General features: G+C 33.1%; 17 protein-coding genes and 1 tRNA gene. 6 read left to right on the top strand and 12 right to left on the bottom strand.

The window, feature by feature from the left end; all coding sequences use genetic code 11:
* Positions 1-34: 34 nt before the first annotated feature.
* From Q0075_RS09825 to xrtF, 5 genes are read right to left on the bottom strand one after another with little or no spacing between them, the layout of a single operon-like run.
* Positions 35-442, bottom strand: a complete 408-nt coding sequence (locus tag Q0075_RS09825; protein ID WP_297869349.1) for a hypothetical protein — start codon at positions 440-442, stop codon at positions 35-37.
* Positions 443-488: 46 nt separating this feature from the next.
* Positions 489-1,844, bottom strand: coding sequence for an MBL fold metallo-hydrolase (locus Q0075_RS09820; RefSeq protein ID WP_297869348.1), 1,356 nt, complete (start codon positions 1,842-1,844; stop codon positions 489-491).
* A 10-nt stretch (positions 1,845-1,854) separates the two neighbouring features.
* Complete coding sequence (locus Q0075_RS09815) at positions 1,855-2,679, bottom strand: restriction endonuclease (protein ID WP_297869347.1); 825 nt, start codon at positions 2,677-2,679, stop codon at positions 1,855-1,857.
* Between the two features lie 33 nt (positions 2,680-2,712).
* Positions 2,713-3,156, bottom strand: a complete 444-nt coding sequence (locus Q0075_RS09810; protein ID WP_297869346.1) for an exosortase F system-associated protein — start codon at positions 3,154-3,156, stop codon at positions 2,713-2,715.
* Positions 3,131-3,688: an exosortase family protein XrtF gene (xrtF, locus tag Q0075_RS09805; RefSeq protein ID WP_297869345.1), complete on the bottom strand. Its 558-nt coding sequence runs from the start codon at positions 3,686-3,688 to the stop codon at positions 3,131-3,133. Before xrtF ends, Q0075_RS09810 begins: the two co-directional genes overlap by 26 nt.
* Positions 3,689-3,761: 73 nt before the next feature.
* Here xrtF and Q0075_RS09800 point away from each other — a divergent pair, with 73 nt between their 5' ends.
* The 6 genes from Q0075_RS09800 (at position 3,762) to rpe (ending at position 10,088) form a co-directional block, all read left to right on the top strand.
* Positions 3,762-4,217 (top strand): GAF domain-containing protein, encoded by a 456-nt coding sequence (locus tag Q0075_RS09800; RefSeq protein WP_297869344.1) that lies wholly within the window; start codon positions 3,762-3,764, stop codon positions 4,215-4,217.
* A gap of 69 nt (positions 4,218-4,286) precedes the next feature.
* The gene (locus tag Q0075_RS09795) at positions 4,287-5,510 is read left to right on the top strand and encodes a cation:proton antiporter (RefSeq protein WP_297869343.1); all 1,224 of its coding nucleotides are present in this window, start codon (positions 4,287-4,289) and stop codon (positions 5,508-5,510) included.
* Positions 5,511-5,640: 130 nt separating this feature from the next.
* On the top strand, positions 5,641-5,910 hold the full coding sequence (rpsO, locus tag Q0075_RS09790) for a 30S ribosomal protein S15 (RefSeq protein ID WP_166236503.1): 270 nt from the start codon (positions 5,641-5,643) through the stop codon (positions 5,908-5,910).
* 134 nt (positions 5,911-6,044) lie between these two features.
* Positions 6,045-8,204: a polyribonucleotide nucleotidyltransferase gene (locus Q0075_RS09785; protein WP_297869342.1), complete on the top strand. Its 2,160-nt coding sequence runs from the start codon at positions 6,045-6,047 to the stop codon at positions 8,202-8,204.
* Positions 8,205-8,346: 142 nt separating this feature from the next.
* Positions 8,347-9,210 (top strand): sigma-70 family RNA polymerase sigma factor, encoded by an 864-nt coding sequence (locus tag Q0075_RS09780; protein ID WP_014389330.1) that lies wholly within the window; start codon positions 8,347-8,349, stop codon positions 9,208-9,210.
* 218 nt (positions 9,211-9,428) lie between these two features.
* Positions 9,429-10,088: a ribulose-phosphate 3-epimerase gene (gene rpe / locus Q0075_RS09775; protein WP_297869341.1), complete on the top strand. Its 660-nt coding sequence runs from the start codon at positions 9,429-9,431 to the stop codon at positions 10,086-10,088.
* Positions 10,089-10,129: 41 nt separating this feature from the next.
* Here rpe and Q0075_RS09770 read toward each other — a convergent pair whose 3' ends face one another.
* The 7 genes from Q0075_RS09770 to Q0075_RS09740 all read right to left on the bottom strand — a co-directional run.
* Positions 10,130-10,549: a CBS domain-containing protein gene (locus tag Q0075_RS09770; protein WP_297869340.1), complete on the bottom strand. Its 420-nt coding sequence runs from the start codon at positions 10,547-10,549 to the stop codon at positions 10,130-10,132.
* A gap of 75 nt (positions 10,550-10,624) precedes the next feature.
* Entirely contained in the window at positions 10,625-11,479 is an 855-nt protein-coding gene (locus Q0075_RS09765) for a zinc-dependent peptidase (RefSeq protein ID WP_297869339.1), read from the bottom strand.
* Positions 11,480-11,560: 81 nt separating this feature from the next.
* A tRNA-Arg gene (locus tag Q0075_RS09760) sits at positions 11,561-11,634 on the bottom strand.
* A gap of 78 nt (positions 11,635-11,712) precedes the next feature.
* Entirely contained in the window at positions 11,713-12,162 is a 450-nt protein-coding gene (locus tag Q0075_RS09755) for a GatB/YqeY domain-containing protein (RefSeq protein WP_291109154.1), read from the bottom strand.
* Positions 12,163-12,273: 111 nt separating this feature from the next.
* Positions 12,274-14,256 (bottom strand): cell division protein FtsZ, encoded by a 1,983-nt coding sequence (gene ftsZ / locus Q0075_RS09750; RefSeq protein WP_297869338.1) that lies wholly within the window; start codon positions 14,254-14,256, stop codon positions 12,274-12,276.
* Between the two features lie 11 nt (positions 14,257-14,267).
* A complete protein-coding gene (gene ftsA, locus Q0075_RS09745; RefSeq protein WP_291109150.1) occupies positions 14,268-15,644 on the bottom strand; it encodes a cell division protein FtsA in 1,377 nt (458 codons plus the stop codon).
* 8 nt (positions 15,645-15,652) lie between these two features.
* Positions 15,653-16,245: cell division protein FtsQ (locus Q0075_RS09740; protein WP_297869337.1), on the bottom strand; the 593-nt coding region annotated here is incomplete at its 5' end.

The raw sequence follows: 16,245 nt of genomic DNA, 5'->3' as shown, positions 1-16,245 counted from the left end.
AATTCTTTGATTTACAGAATAAAAAACAATAAACTTATGCGTAAAAAACCAATTGACAGTAGAGTTTGTAGAGTGGTGGCGCGTGAGAATCGCAATAAAAAGTCACTTCATTTGAAACGAATTTTTCTGATTCAAATGCAACGAAATTTGGTTTCCAATTAGCTGTAAAAACAGTTGGTTCTAAATCTAATTGAAAGGTTTTAACCAATATATCATCGGTCTTTTTTTCAACTTTGATTAGTTTGTTGGAGCAACAAGAATCGTGAGAATCTGCTATAGCACAACAAGATTTTACATCTTCAACACAAGGTTCGTCTTCTTGAAATTGGAAAGAAACCGATGCAATTTCATCTTTACAATAATGCACGGCAAAACTCAACCCTAAATTGGCAAGCAATACTAAGGAAGCTAATACGATACTTATGTGTTTTCTGAAATTCATCAAGGCAAAAGTAGGAAATTGAATTTTAATTTGCGTTAATTTTATTCTAAATTTCAATGACTTGACCTAAAAACGGCACGTGAGCATCAAAACCATATTGCTCTTGCACTTTCAATCGTAACTCATCCGCAGCTTCATTTTCACCATGAACTAGGAATACTTTTTTAGGTTTTGTTTCCAATTCAGATAACCAATTCAGTAAATCTTTTTGATCGCCATGTGCCGATAAACTTTCAATTAGAAGAATATTGGCTACAACTGGATAATAATTTCCATAAATTTTAATTTCCTGAGCTCCTTCTAATAATTTTCTTCCACGAGTTCCTTCGGCTTGATATCCTACTAATACAACTGTTGTTTCTGGTTTGTCAATTAATCTTTCTAAATAAGACAAAACTCTACCGCCAGTAATCATTCCACTTGCTGCGATAACAACTTTTGGTCGCTTATCATAAACGGCATTCATACTGTCTTTGTAATCGGAAATTAAGGTAAAAACTTTGCACATTTCGTCGCAATCTTCAAAGGAAAGTTTGTGCCAAGTGCGATTATCTTGAAAAACATCTAAAACGCTAATTCCCATTGGCGTATCAATAACATAAGGCATATTTGGAATGCGTTCTTCTTTTTTTAATTGCCAAATCAAATACATCATCGTTTGTACACGTTCCACTGCAAAACTTGGAATTACAACGGTTCCGCCTTTGTTAAAAGTATTATTGATGATAGTTTCCAATTCAAATAAAGCATCGGTTTGTGGATGGAGGCGATTTCCGTATGTACTTTCCAAAAAAACATAATCTGCTTTCTTCGGTTTTTGAGGTGGAAACATTAGCACATCATCATCTTGACCAATATCGCCTGAGAAAACCAAAACTTTTCCATCAATCGTTAATTCAATCGAGCAAGCGCCTAAAATATGACTTGCATAAAAGAATTTGAACGAAATATCATCATCGAGTTTTATATCCAAATCTTTATCTACTACTCGAAACTTCGGAATTACAGCATCTACTTCAGACTCTGTATATAAAGGTTCGGCTGGATCGTGTTTTGAGAAATGCTCTTCATTGGCTTTTTTAGCTTCTTCCTCCTGAATTTTTGCACTATCATATAAAATCAATCGCGAAATTTCTTTCGTTGGTCGGGTACAGAAAATTTTTCCGTTAAAACCTTCGTTAACCAATTTTGGCAACCAACCACAATGATCTAAATGTCCGTGAGTAAGAATTACAAAATCGATGGTTTCAGGTAAAATAGAAAGCGGTTCACGATTTAATTCACGCAACGATTTGATACCTTGGAACATTCCGCAATCAATCAAAATTCGGAGATTATTGTGTTCGATTAACGTTTTTGAACCTGTTACAGTTCCGGCGCCGCCTAAAAAATGAATTTTCATGATTTTGTTTTTAATTGGTTAATAGATTCGCTTCTTTCAATACGTTTTTAATTCGATTGTGACTTAACTCGATAGTTTTTAAATAATCGGGATGCAGAATTAAATCTTTGATGGTAATACAATCTAAAATGAGCAATTGATCTTTTTCTGCCTTGGTTAAAGTCGTCAAACAAGTTACAGGATACACTCGGTATTTATCTACCAATTCTTTGATTCCGTTTTTTTGAGGATAATCCCAACTCAACATATTTAAACCTGAACATTCTCCAAATTGAATTGCATCAGTGGTAAACCTGTTATTGGTTACAATAATACATTTTGAAATATTTCGTTTTGCCGAAAACAAGTCGTATTTTCTATCTTTCACATCATTAAATCGAGACAAAATATACATCGGTACTTTTACATCACTTTTTGCATCTTGACCAGAATGGAATTTGCATTCAATCATAGAAAGCACATCGTTTTTGAGAAGCAAAATATCGATTTCATGTGATATACATTTTCCGTTTAATGTAACACTAACTTTTGCCTTAAAACCTTGTTCTTGCATTACTTTTGCGATGAACTTTTCAAAGAAAAATCCGGCCGGACCAAGTCCTAACAAAGCGGTTCTTAAATTATAACGTGCCGCATGAACGTTAGAAATGTTTTTTAATAATTGGTAAGCACGCTTGTAGATTTTTTTTGAAGAAATCCCTTCATACATTTCGCTTTCAATTTCTTTAACGATAGTTTCCGCCATAGCTTGATCGGCTCCCGATTTTCGTAGAGAATTGATTAGTTTTTGTTCGTCGTAATGAACTAACTCGCCAGAATATTTAGTAACTTTCATAATCAAACGATTATTTCATAAAGGTACGAAAATTTAGCGAGAAATTTGCTGATAATAAAATGCCGGAATAAACAAGACTAAAAAAAGAGGTTGAATTAAAAATCGTCGGATATAGAATAAAATCAAATAATCCGGCTCATCAGAGAAATGAAGTAATCCAAAGAAGACGATAAGTAGAATGACGAATAAGAAAAGAAAAAGATAGCCAGAAAAAATCATTAAATTTCTTTCATTAAAAAGTAATCGAATGATAATTAGAGAGAAAAATGTATTTACCGCATAACGCAAAAGCAGGTTTCCAAATAACAAATAACAATTCAAATCGGGTAATGGTTTGTTTTGATAATCTGATTTAAAAAAGGTCAAAAAAGGATCATAAAACAATTCATCTTCAAAAGCTCTTACTAAAATCAAACCTAGTAAAGCGAATCCTATTAAGAAAAATCTTTTTTTATTTTGCAGCAGTTTTCTTAACATAGCCCGAAAATTTGGTTATCCATAAAATCCACAAAATAAAAACAACACCATATATAAATAATGGAAAAATGGTACCGTGTAATAACTCTTCTTGATTAGGATAATAATATAAAGCATAGGTTAACAATGCTATCCTAGTTACATTTAATAAGTGTATTAAAAGCATACCTAAAAAAATGTACAAAACCGTTTTATACCATCGGTTTGAAAAAGCAAAAATAAATGCCGAAAACAAAATCATAATGCTAATAGCATTACAACCTTCAACCACTCTTGCTAAATATTTATGTTTGAAAAAAATTTTTATGGAAGCTTCTGAAGCATGTGGTTTGTGATAGGCTTCACCGTTAAATAAGTTTAATAAATTAACTGTTTGATTTGCTACTACTTCAGTAAAATAATCTACTTCCTTTTTTTCTAAATTATATTGATTTAAATAAGTCTTATAAACAAATGCAAAAACCACATAAAAAAGTAAAAACTTAATTAAAAAAGTAAAAAAGGGTTTATATTGACTTATTAAATTTTTCAAAATATAGATTTTTAACAAAAATATAGATTTTTTTATACTAAGGAATAAATACTTTTGCAAAAAAAATACAACTATGACGTTTGAAGAATTAAAACCGATTATTTCGAGCATTATTGAAAAGGAAAATGCTAATCGCGATGAAAAGCTACAAGAAATTTGCCAAGTATTAAGTGATAACGTAAGCTATTATGATTGGGTTGGATTTTATTTTGCTAATCACGAAGCTAAAACTTTACATTTAGGCCCATATGTCGGAGCTGAAACCGATCATACTGTAATTCCGTTTGGAAAAGGAATTTGCGGTCAAGTAGCGGAATCGAATGCTAATTTTGTAGTTCCAGATGTGAAAGCTCAAGATAATTATATTGCATGCAGTTTTACTGTTAAATCAGAAATCGTAATTCCATTATTTATAAACGGAGTTAATATTGGACAGATTGATATCGATTCACACGTATTAGACCCATTTACAGAAGCAGACGAACGTTTTTTAGAATTTGTTAACGAGCAGGTTTCAAAATTATTTTAAGCAACATATATTCTTTAACTCTTTTTTATACATTTGTCGCGATTATAATCAACACGACACTGACTAATTATGGAATTTAACGTCCCAAGTTTAGAACTTCCTTTCTTTGCTAATTTATTGCTATTATTAGTTTTAGCACGATTTTTTGGCGAAATTATGGAGCGTTTTAAACAACCGGCTATGATTGGAGAAATTTTAGCTGGTGTATTATTAGGACCTACGATTTTAAATTTCATTCATCGTACCGAAGAATTAAAAGTAATTTCTGAGTTAGGAGTTTTCTTATTGGTAATTATTGCAGGATTGGAAATTAATTTGGATGAAATCGTAAAATCGATGAAAGGGCGAAATATTATCATCTCAATTTTAGCCTTTTTTGTTCCTATAATTTCAGGTTTCTTTGTGGGAAGATATTTTGAATTAGATGTAATGTCAACGATATTCATAGGATTATGTGTTGCCATTACCGCTTTACCAGTTAGTATTCGAATTTTGATGGATTTAGGCAAACTAAATTCTCCAGTAGGACAAAAAATCATTTCAGTAGCTATTTTTGATGATGTAATTGCGTTAACTATTTTAGGGATATTATTAGACATTAAAGATGTTGAGCAATCGTTTTCTAATATAACACATGCAACTTTATTAACACTATTAAAATTAAGTTGTTTCTTAATCTTAGTAATTGCAACTTATCGAGTAATTAGAAATTTATCAAGAGAAGAAAATTTTATTGAAAATAAACTAAATAAAATTCTTTCTTTATTAAAAGGCAAAGAGTCACTTTTTGCTGTTTTCTTTGTATTCATATTAATTTTCGCAACAATAACAGAGAGTATTGGACTACATTTTATCATTGGAGCCTTTTTTGCTTCGATGCTAATTTCAAAAGAATTAGTTGGTGAAAAACATTTAAACACGTTTCACAACACTACAAATAGTATGGCAATGGGGTTCTTAGCTCCTATCTTCTTTGCTGGAATTGGATTAGAGTTTCAATTTTCATCCATTCAAAATTATCCGTTGTTATTTGCCATCATTGCCGTTTCATTTCTTTCAAAAATAATAGGCGGATATGTTGGTGGTCGTTTTGCGCGATTAGATCATAAAATTTCACTTGCGTTAGGTTTTGGATTAAATGCCAGAGGGATTATGGAATTAGTAATTGCAAATATTGCCTACAAAGCAGGAATTATCAATACCGAAATTTTCTCGATGTTAGTAATTATGGGGCTTATTACTACTTTAGCTACTCCACTTTTATTAAAAAAAGCTTTCAAATCGATTGATTAAATTGCTTAAGTTTTGAATTTGGAAAAAATAATTCCTGATTTATAATTCATAATTCACAATTATTTCTATCTTTGCACCCGAATTGCAATCATACAATTCATACATAAAAATCATTTAAAATAATATTGGCATGTACTTGACAAAAGAAACTAAAGCTGAAATCTTCGCTAAACACGGAGGAAAAGCTGAAAACACTGGATCTGCTGAAGGGCAAATCGCATTATTTACATTTAGAATTTCTCACTTAACTGAGCACTTGAAAAAAAATCGTCATGATTTTAACACTGAGCGTTCGTTAGTACTTTTAGTAGGTAAAAGAAGAAGTCTTCTTGACTACTTGAAAAAGAAAGATATCAACAGATATCGTGAAATTATTAAAGAATTGAATATTAGAAAATAATCAACTAAAGGGGCTTCGTGCCCCTTTTTGTTTTATTTATATTGACAGAAAAAGTTTGGTTTTTCATTGGGTTACAAACAACTACACACAACAACAACACAACTACCCATTGTTTAATTAAGAATTAAAAATTTATGATTCCAAAAGTATTCCAAGAAGTTATCGATTTAGGTGACGGAAGAAGCATCACAATCGAAACTGGAAAATTGGCCAAACAAGCAGATGGATCTGTTGTTGTTCGTATGGGCGATGCCATGTTATTAGCAACAGCAGTTTCTGCAAGAACATCAAATCCTGGTGTTGATTTTTTACCTTTAACGGTTGATTATCGTGAAAAATTTGCAGCAGCAGGTCGTTTCCCTGGTGGTTTCTTCAAAAGAGAAGCGCGTCCAAGCGACAGCGAAGTATTAACAATGAGATTAGTAGACCGTGTATTGCGTCCACTTTTCCCAGACGATTACCATGCTGAAACACAAGTTATGATTCAATTAATGAGTCACGACGAAAATGTGATGCCAGATGCATTAGCAGGATTAGCAGCTTCTGCAGCATTAGCAGTTTCAGACATTCCTTTTTATAACTTAATTTCCGAGGTTCGTGTTGCACGTATCGACGGAAAATTCGTTATCAACCCAAGCAGAGAAGAATTAGAGCAATCTGACATCGACATGATGATTGGAGCTTCTATGGATTCTGTTGCTATGGTAGAAGGAGAAATGAAAGAAATTTCAGAAGCAGAAATGGTAGAAGCTATCAAATTTGCTCACGAAGCTATCAAAATTCAAATTCAAGCACAAGAGCGTTTAAGAGCCGCTATAGGTTCTCCTGCTTACAGAGAATATGAAGGTGAAAAAGAAGACGAAGCTATTTATGCTAAAGTAAAAGCAGCTGCTTATGACAAATGTTATGCAATTGCTCAAGAAGCTTCTGGTAAAAGCGAAAGAGGAGAAAAATTTGCTGTTGTTAAAGAAGAAGTTAAAGCTTTATTTACAGAAGAAGAATTAGCTGAAAATGGAGATTTAGTAGGAAAATATTTCTACAAAACAAATAAAGAAGCAGTTCGTAATGTAATCTTAGAAAAAGGTTTACGTTTAGACGGAAGAAAAACAACTGAAATCAGACCAATTTGGTGTGAAGTTGATTACTTACCTTCTGTACACGGTTCTTCTTTATTCACACGTGGGGAAACTCAAGCATTAGCTACGGTAACTTTAGGAACTTCAAGAGAGGCAAATGTAATTGATTCTCCATCAGAACAAGGGGAAGAGAAATTCTATTTACATTACAACTTCCCTCCTTTCTCAACTGGTGAAGCAAAACCTTTAAGAGGAACTTCAAGAAGAGAAGTAGGTCACGGAAACTTAGCTCAAAGAGCATTAAAAAATATGATTCCTGCTGATTGTCCTTATACAATTCGTGTAGTTTCTGAAGTATTAGAATCTAATGGTTCTTCTTCTATGGCTACTGTTTGTGCTGGAACAATGGCATTAATGGATTCAGGAGTTCAGATGGTGAAACCAGTTTCTGGTATTGCAATGGGATTAATTACTGACGGTGAAAAATTTGCTGTATTGTCTGACATTTTAGGAGATGAAGATCACTTAGGAGATATGGACTTCAAAGTAACAGGAACTGCAGATGGTATTACTGCTTGTCAGATGGATATCAAAATTGATGGTTTACGTTACGATATTATGGAGCAAGCTTTAGGTCAAGCTAGAGAAGGTAGAATGCATATTTTAGGAAAAATCACTGAAACTATTGCACAACCTCGTCCAACAGTTAAACCAAAAGCTCCTAAAATCATTACTAGAACAATTCCTGGAAACTTCATTGGAGCATTAATTGGTCCTGGTGGAAAAGTAATTCAAGAATTACAAAAAGCTACTGGAACTACTATCGTAATTAACGAAGTTGACGAACAAGGAGTGGTTGAAATCTTAGGAACTAACCAAGAAGGAATCGATGCGGTATTAGCAAAAATTGATTCTATTATTTTCAAACCAGAAATAGGTGAAGCATACGAAGTTAAAGTAATTAAAATGTTAGATTTTGGAGCTGTTGTAGAATATACTAAAGCACCTGGAAACGAAGTTTTATTACACGTATCAGAATTGGCTTGGGAAAGAACTGAAAACGTTACAGACGTAGTAAATATGGGAGATGTGTTCATGGTAAAATACTTAGGTATTGATCCTAAAACACGAAAAGAAAAAGTGTCAAGAAAAGCACTTTTACCAAGACCTCCAAGAGAAGAGAAACCTATCGAGAAAAAAGATAAACCTCAAGGTTAATTTATTTTACATTAATTCATAAAAAGCCCCGATTTCAATTTAAAATCGGGGCTTTTTAATTTTATTTTATTTTTTTTGTAACTTTTTTGAAACCTCTTACGTATAACAACTAGAACTTTTAAAAAAGTAAGGAGAAATTTAGATGAGACAACTTAAAATTACCAAGCAGGTTACCAATCGTGAAACTGCTTCCTTAGACAAGTACCTACAAGAAATTGGAAAAGTTGACCTTATTACTGCAGACGAAGAAGTAGAATTAGCACAAAGAATTAAAGCCGGAGATCAACGCGCTTTAGAGAAATTAACAAAAGCAAATTTACGTTTCGTTGTATCTGTAGCAAAACAATATCAAAATCAAGGACTTACCCTACCTGATTTAATTAACGAAGGAAATTTAGGATTAATTAAAGCCGCACAACGTTTTGATGAAACGCGTGGTTTCAAATTCATTTCATATGCTGTTTGGTGGATTCGTCAATCGATTCTTCAAGCTTTAGCGGAACAGTCACGAATTGTACGTTTACCGTTGAATAAAATTGGTTCTATCAATAAAATTAACAAAATGTATGCCTTGTTAGAGCAATCTAATGAACGTGCTCCTTCGGCAGAAGAAATTGCAAAAGAATTAGACATGACGGTAAATGACGTAAAAGAGTCCATGAAAAACTCGGGGCGTCACTTATCAATGGATGCTCCTTTAGTAGAAGGTGAAGATTCTAACTTATACGACGTTTTACGTTCAGGTGAATCTCCAAATCCAGATAGAGAATTAATTCACGAATCGTTACAAACGGAGATTGAAAGAGCATTAGAAACCTTAACTCCAAGAGAAGCTGATGTGGTTCGTTTGTATTTTGGTTTAGGTGATCAACACCCAATGACTTTAGAAGAAATTGGAGAAACTTTCGATTTAACTCGTGAGCGTGTGCGTCAGATTAAAGAAAAAGCCATCAGAAGATTAAAACATACTTCTAGAAGCAAAATATTAAAAACATATTTAGGATAACACTTCGACATTCCGAAAATTCGGGACAGTGTTATACTATAAAGATAACAACAGTCTAAGACTGTTCGTTTTTTGATTGATGATTGAAACTCCGGCTGATTACCGGAGTTTTGTTTTTTAGCCACAACCTTAATTGAGTTAAATCTTTTAATCTGCAAAACTTTTAAACTTTTAAACTAAAAACTATCTTTGCACTCAACAACACACTTTACAAGTTTATGAAAAACACACTTATTGCACCATCCGTTCTAGCAGCAGATTTTGCTAATTTACAACGCGACATCGAAATGATTAATACAAGTGAGGCCGACTGGTTTCACATTGACATTATGGATGGCGTTTTTGTTCCGAATATTTCTTTTGGAATGCCTGTTCTTGATGCCATCAATAAGCATGCTAAAAAAACCATCGATGTACACTTAATGATTGTTGATCCTGATAGATACATTGCAACTTTTAAAAAATTAGGAGCTAATGTTTTAACTGTTCATTATGAAGCATGTACTCATTTACACAGAACACTTCAAGCTATCAAAGCAGAAGGCATGAAAGCTGGAGTTGCCTTGAATCCGCATACAAATGTAGATTTATTAGAAGATGTGATTCAAGATATTGATTTGGTTTGTATCATGAGTGTAAATCCAGGGTTTGGAGGGCAATCATTCATTGAAAATACGTATTCAAAAGTTGAAAAACTGAAAACATTAATCAATAGAAAAAATGCCGCAACTATAATTGAAATTGATGGCGGTGTTACCAATAAAAACGCAAAACAATTAGCTGATGCCGGTGCTGATGTATTAGTTGCAGGAAGCTATGTTTTCGGTGCACAAGATCCTATTGCAACTATTGCAGATTTGAAGCAGATTTCGAAGTAATTAAAAAAAGCCTAACACTTTAAAATGTTAGGCTTTTTCATTTAATATTGATCGATTAAGTATTTTATTAAATCAGTTGTCGTAATTATACCCACTAATAATTCGCCTTCACAAACTGGAAGTGCATGAAACTCTTTTCTGGCTAAAATTTCAGCTGCTTCTTTTATTGTGGTATCAGGTGTAATAGAAACAAGTTTTTTTGCCATTACTTGTTCCACTGTAAACATATTATAAACCGTTGTATCTACTACATCTTCATCATCATCAATAGCATCTGCAAAGGATATCCGCAACAAATCAGTATAACTCAACATTCCTACAATTTTGTTACTAAAAACAACAGGAATGTGTCGTATATGATGCTTTTTAAATAGCATTTCAGCTTTAGTTAAATCATCTGACAGATTTAATTTTACTACATTTTTTGTCATAATAGTTGACACAGGAACCTTTTGTTTCATGACCTTGAGTATTTATTGACATAAAGTTACTCAATATTGAAAGACTAAAACATGATTTATATCAGACATTTTTATCTAATCAGTAATAAAATAAGCTTCATTAAAATTAATCATCTGTTTCACTTTCAAAAAGATAGAAGGAAATTTAAACTTAAACTCATCGGGAGATTCGAAAAAATACTCCAATAAAACTGCTACAAATTCAAACTGATTTTCATAGGCATAATCCCTTAAAAATCCTGATTCAACTAAGTGTTGTTTGAGTTCTGGTTTTGAAACCACTTGGAATAAATTTTGAAGTGATTCGTTAAATAATACAAAGGTAGCTTTATCACTTTTTAATGCATAAATATGAAACGCATGTGTAAATTCATGCAAACCCAAATTTAAATTATCGTTTGTAATATCAATACCTTCTTTGAAATGTTTCCATGAAAAAACTACAGATTCCATTCTCGGATTAAATTCTCCTTTATGGTAATTATCATTTTGAGACGAATAATAGATATCAGGATAAATAACGATTCTTTTAAAAAGCGGATTCAAATATTCGCGCATTCCAAATGTTAACATCACATAAGTTGCAGAAATAGTTACTTTCATTTCTTCAGTAACTTCAATATCTCTACCTTCAAAATTGTAATGAAAAATTAACTTTGCTACTCGGTGTTCAAAATAACGCTTGTATTTGGGCTTTAATCTATTATAAAAATGAAAATTAGAAGTTAAAATATGCTTTCTAGAATCGCTTAACTTTAAAAAATTCAAATTAGCAAATACAACTAATGGCTTTTTGTAATTTCGCAAATACACAATCTCTGTAACATAAAATGCAAAAACAAAAAATATTGTGGCAAAAGGCGCTACCACTATAAACATTCCAATGTAATCAGCTAAAAATAATTCGTGTTCTACAGGTGGAGGATTCATTTGTTTGAGACTATCTTACAAATAACGTAAAAATAATGTGTTAAAAAAAAATAAACGTCAAGAAATCTTGACGTTTATTTGTGACCTCGGCAGGATTCGAACCTGCAACCCTCAGAGCCGAAATCTGATATTCTATCCAGTTGAACTACGAAGCCTTTTTTAAGAGAATAGAGCAATGAAGAAAAAATAAAGACCTCAATCTTTGCTCTTTTATCTTTGTTCTTTCTTCTTATTTAAACCAATAATTTCTTTACAATTCCAGAAATTAATTTTCCTTCTGCTTGTCCTCCAATTTGAGCTGTTGCTAATCCCATGACTTTACCCATTGAAGCAATCCCTGAAGCACCAGTTTCTGCAATGATTTTAGCAATTATTGCTTCTACTTCAGCTTCTGATAACTGAGCTGGTAAAAACTTCTCAATTACAGCAATTTGCGCTAATTCTGGTTCTGCTAAATCAGGACGGTTTTGCGTGGTGAAGATTTCAGCACTATCCTTACGCATTTTAACTAATCGTTGTAACATTTTGATTTCCTGATCTTCTGACAAACCATCTCCTGCTCCAGCTTCTGTTTTAGCTAAAATAATTGCCGATTTAATAGCTCTTAGCGCTTCTAAAGCTACACTATCTTTTGCTTTCATGGCTTCTTTCATGTGATCCATGATTTTTGCTTCTAAACTCATATATTTATGTTTATTATTTGTGAATTTTTGTTTTTTAATGTATTGCAAAAGTAATAAAAAAACCCGAAAATTGCTCTTCGGGTTTTAATGGGTAGGTTAGTTTGTAATAGATTAATCTACATTATCGTGAAGGAACGAATTGTTTGAACGAAGTTGAATATCATCGTTACTATCGATTCCTAGTGACATTCTAGACTGATTGCTGTTGTTGTTAGGTTGTGATGCCACATCTAACCCCATTCTTTTGTATGCTGGAATTCTTTCAAATTCATCAATTTGGGCATTGTTGTTGAATTTATGATTGAATTCTTTCATTTTTCTTTTACGTTCTTCGGCTCTGAATTTTAATGTTTCTTCGATTGACATCTCTAATGGAGATACGTTATCTAATTGAGCTGCATCTTCAAACTTTTGAACGCTTGTTTTCATAGTGAAGTTTAACTCCTCATCCACTGGCTCGTTAACTACTGCAACTGGTTTTGAAGCTACTAATTCTTCTTCTTTTTCTAAGTAATCTTCTAATGAATATTTGATAATTCCGTTTTGATTTACCTCAGTAACCGGAACCACGTTGATAGGATCTTTAACTTCCATTTGGCGTGTTTCTGGAGTTAATTCGAAAATTATTGTATTTTCTTGAACCACAGTTTCCTCTTTAGTAGCAAATAAATCGAATGAAAAACTGATTTCTTCTTCTTTAGCTACTACAAATTCAGGATCTTTTACTTCGATTTCTCTGATTTGTGGTGTTATGATTTCGAATGTAGGTGCTACATTTGATGTTATTACTTCAAATGTAACATCGATATTTTTAATCAACTCAGAAGTTGGAACTAAATCCATAGCTGGAGCAACTGGAGTATGAATTTCAAACTTTGGATCCTCTACTTCTTCTTCTAAAGTGAAAACGATTTTTTGTTCTACCACTTCGTCACAAATAGGATTGATGATATCGGCTTTTATTTCTTCTACTTTTGGAGTTTCGAAAATTGGATTATTAACCGTAATGTTTGAAGCAGCTTTATTCATTAATTCGTGAACAATTTTTTGCTCGTCTTCTAATGAATGAATAATTTTCTTTGGTTCTGTATTTACGATTTCAGCTTGTTGCTCAATGTTAAAACCTGTAGCGATAACTGTTACCGAAATAGCTTCACCTAAAGCTTCTTCTTCACCAACACCCATAATGATGTTTGCATTGTAACCCGCTTCAGACTGAATGAAATCATTGATTTCTCCGATTTCATCGATTGTAATTTCATTCGCTTCATCTGTTCCAGAAACGATTAACAACAATACATTTTTAGCACCTGTAATTTTGTTATCGTTCAATAATGGAGAATCTAAAGCACTCATAATCGCCTGTTTTGCTCTTTCAGGTCCTGACGCAGTTGCAGAACCCATGATAGCAGTACCACTATTTGACAATACTGTCTTAGCATCTTTAAGGTCGATATTTTGTGTATAGTGGTGTGTAATTACTTCAGCAATTCCTCTTGATGCAGTTGCTAATACTTCATCCGCTTTAGAGAAACCTGCTTTGAAACCTAAGTTTCCATACACTTCACGTAATTTATTATTATTGATAACAACTAAAGAATCTACTTGTTTACGTAAACGTTCTACTCCAGCTAACGCTTGCTCAGAGCGAACTTTTCCTTCAAATTGGAAAGGAATTGTAACAATACCTACTGTTAAAATGTCGCGCTCTTTTGCCAATTGCGCAATTACAGGAGCCGCACCCGTTCCAGTTCCTCCACCCATTCCTGCGGTGATGAAAACCATTTTGGTGTTGCTGTCCAACATTTTTTCAATTTCGGCAATACTTTCAATAGCAGACTGTTGACCTACTTCAGGATTAGCACCGGCTCCTAAACCTTCTGTTAAGCTAACACCTAACTGAATTTTATTTGGCACAGGACTATTTTGTAATGCCTGAGAATCAGTATTACAAACTACAAAATCAACACCTTTAATACCTTGTTTAAACATGTGGTTAATGGCATTGCTACCTCCACCACCAACGCCAATCACTTTGATTACGTTAGATTGGTTTTTTGGTAAATCGAATGAAATGTTTCCAAATTCTGACATAGTATCTCCTTTTATTCTGCGTTATCTAAAAATTCTTTAATCTTATCAATGTATTTATCAAAAAACGAACGCTTGATTTTGTCATCAGTTGTTTCGTGTTTGATAGGTTGAGTTGCTTTTGGCTCCTCTTTTTCTTCATCAGCAATTGGCTCTTCCACCACTACTTGAGGGCGAACCACCACTGGTTCTTCTTTTTTCATTTCTACAAACGGAGTAGCACTTTTGGTATTATTTCTAATACTATTCATTACTAAACCAACCGCTGTAGCATATAATGGACTTGACAATTCTTCGTCTGAATCTCCAGCTAAATGCTCGTTTGGATAACCAATTCTAGTATCCATTCCAGTAATGTATTCTACTAGCTGTTTAATGTGTTGCAATTGCGCTCCACCTCCTGTTAATACAATACCTGCAATTAGTTTTTTCTTAGGATCTTCGTGTCCGTACAATTTAATTTCAGCATATACTTGTTCAATAATTTCCACAACTCTAGCGTGAATAATTTTTGACAAGTTTTTTAACGAAATTTCTTTTGGTTCTCTACCTCTTAAACCTGGAATAGAAACAATTTCGTTATCTTTATTTTCTCCTGGCCAAGCAGAACCAAAACGAGTTTTCAATAACTCCGCTTGTTTTTCGATGATTGAACATCCTTCTTTAATATCTTCCGTAATAACGTTTCCTCCGAAAGGAATAACAGCTGTATGACGAATGATTCCATCTTTAAAAATGGCTAAATCGGTTGTTCCACCACCTATATCAATTAAAGCAACTCCTGCTTCTTTTTCTTCCTGACTCAATACTGCATCAGCCGAAGCTAATGGTTCTAATGTTAATCCAGACAATTCTAATCCGGCACTTTTGATACATCTTCCTAAATTGCGAATCGATGCCGCTTGCCCAACCACTACGTGAAAACTAGATTCTAATCTTCCACCGTACATTCCGATAGGCTCTTTAATTTCGGCTTGACCGTCGATTTTAAATTCTTGTGGCAACACGTGAATAATTTCTTCACCTGGCAACATCGCTAATTTGTGCACTTGCCCAATAAGCGTATCAATATCAGCATCACCAATTACTTCTTCTGCATTTGGGCGACTGATGTAATCACTATGTTGAATACTACGGATGTGTTGTCCTGCAATACCCACCACAACATCATTAATTTTATAACCTGAATCGTTTTCAGCATCGGTAACCGCTTGCTGAATTGATTGAATGGTTTGTGTAATATTATTTACAACACCTCTATGAACACCTAAACTTTTTGATTTTCCTACTCCGAGAATCTCAAGCTTACCGTATTCATTCTTCTTTCCTATCATTGCTACAATCTTAGTTGTACCAATGTCTAATCCTACTGCAATGTTGTCTTTGTTCATAACTTCATTTATTTCTTACAAACCACTTGTTGAATAAACATCAAGTTTACTTCTTTATAATTTTTTATCAATGTATCTTTAATAGCTTGATGGTAAAAAGCTTTGTAATTCTTTAGCTTTCTTTCCTCATTTTTTGGTTTTCCAAATACTATCTTATAATCATAACTTCTGTTGGTTAATACCACATTTCCAGAAGGCATAATCTTAGCCGCCGTAATGTTTTTGCTTAAGAAATCATCATTTTTGATTTCGTTAAACAACTTCAAATATGACTTACAATTTTCTTCACTTATTGCGCCGACAACCAGCGGAACACGTGCCGAAAAATTTTCCGATAATGATATTTTATCTCCTTTTGAATCAAGATAGTAACTATCAACATCAGTAATAACTCTTACGATAGGGGTCTTTTGAGTAATACGCATATTTAGAAATCCGTCTGCTGTTGAAAAAATTTGTGCTTTTTCAATCATCTCGTGATCATCGAGAACAGTTTCTAAAGTATTCAAATCTACTTTATCTTTTTGTATTGATGAAGTACCTCCTAAATTTTGTATTAACAAGTTATTAACCATTTCATGTGTTAAAAACATATTCTCAT

The sequence above is a fragment of the uncultured Flavobacterium sp. genome (genome assembly GCF_937967675.1).
GTDB lineage: Bacteria > Bacteroidota > Bacteroidia > Flavobacteriales > Flavobacteriaceae > Flavobacterium.
Note: the sequence above shows the minus strand (reverse complement) of the source record. Positions and strands in the feature narration are given on the sequence as shown.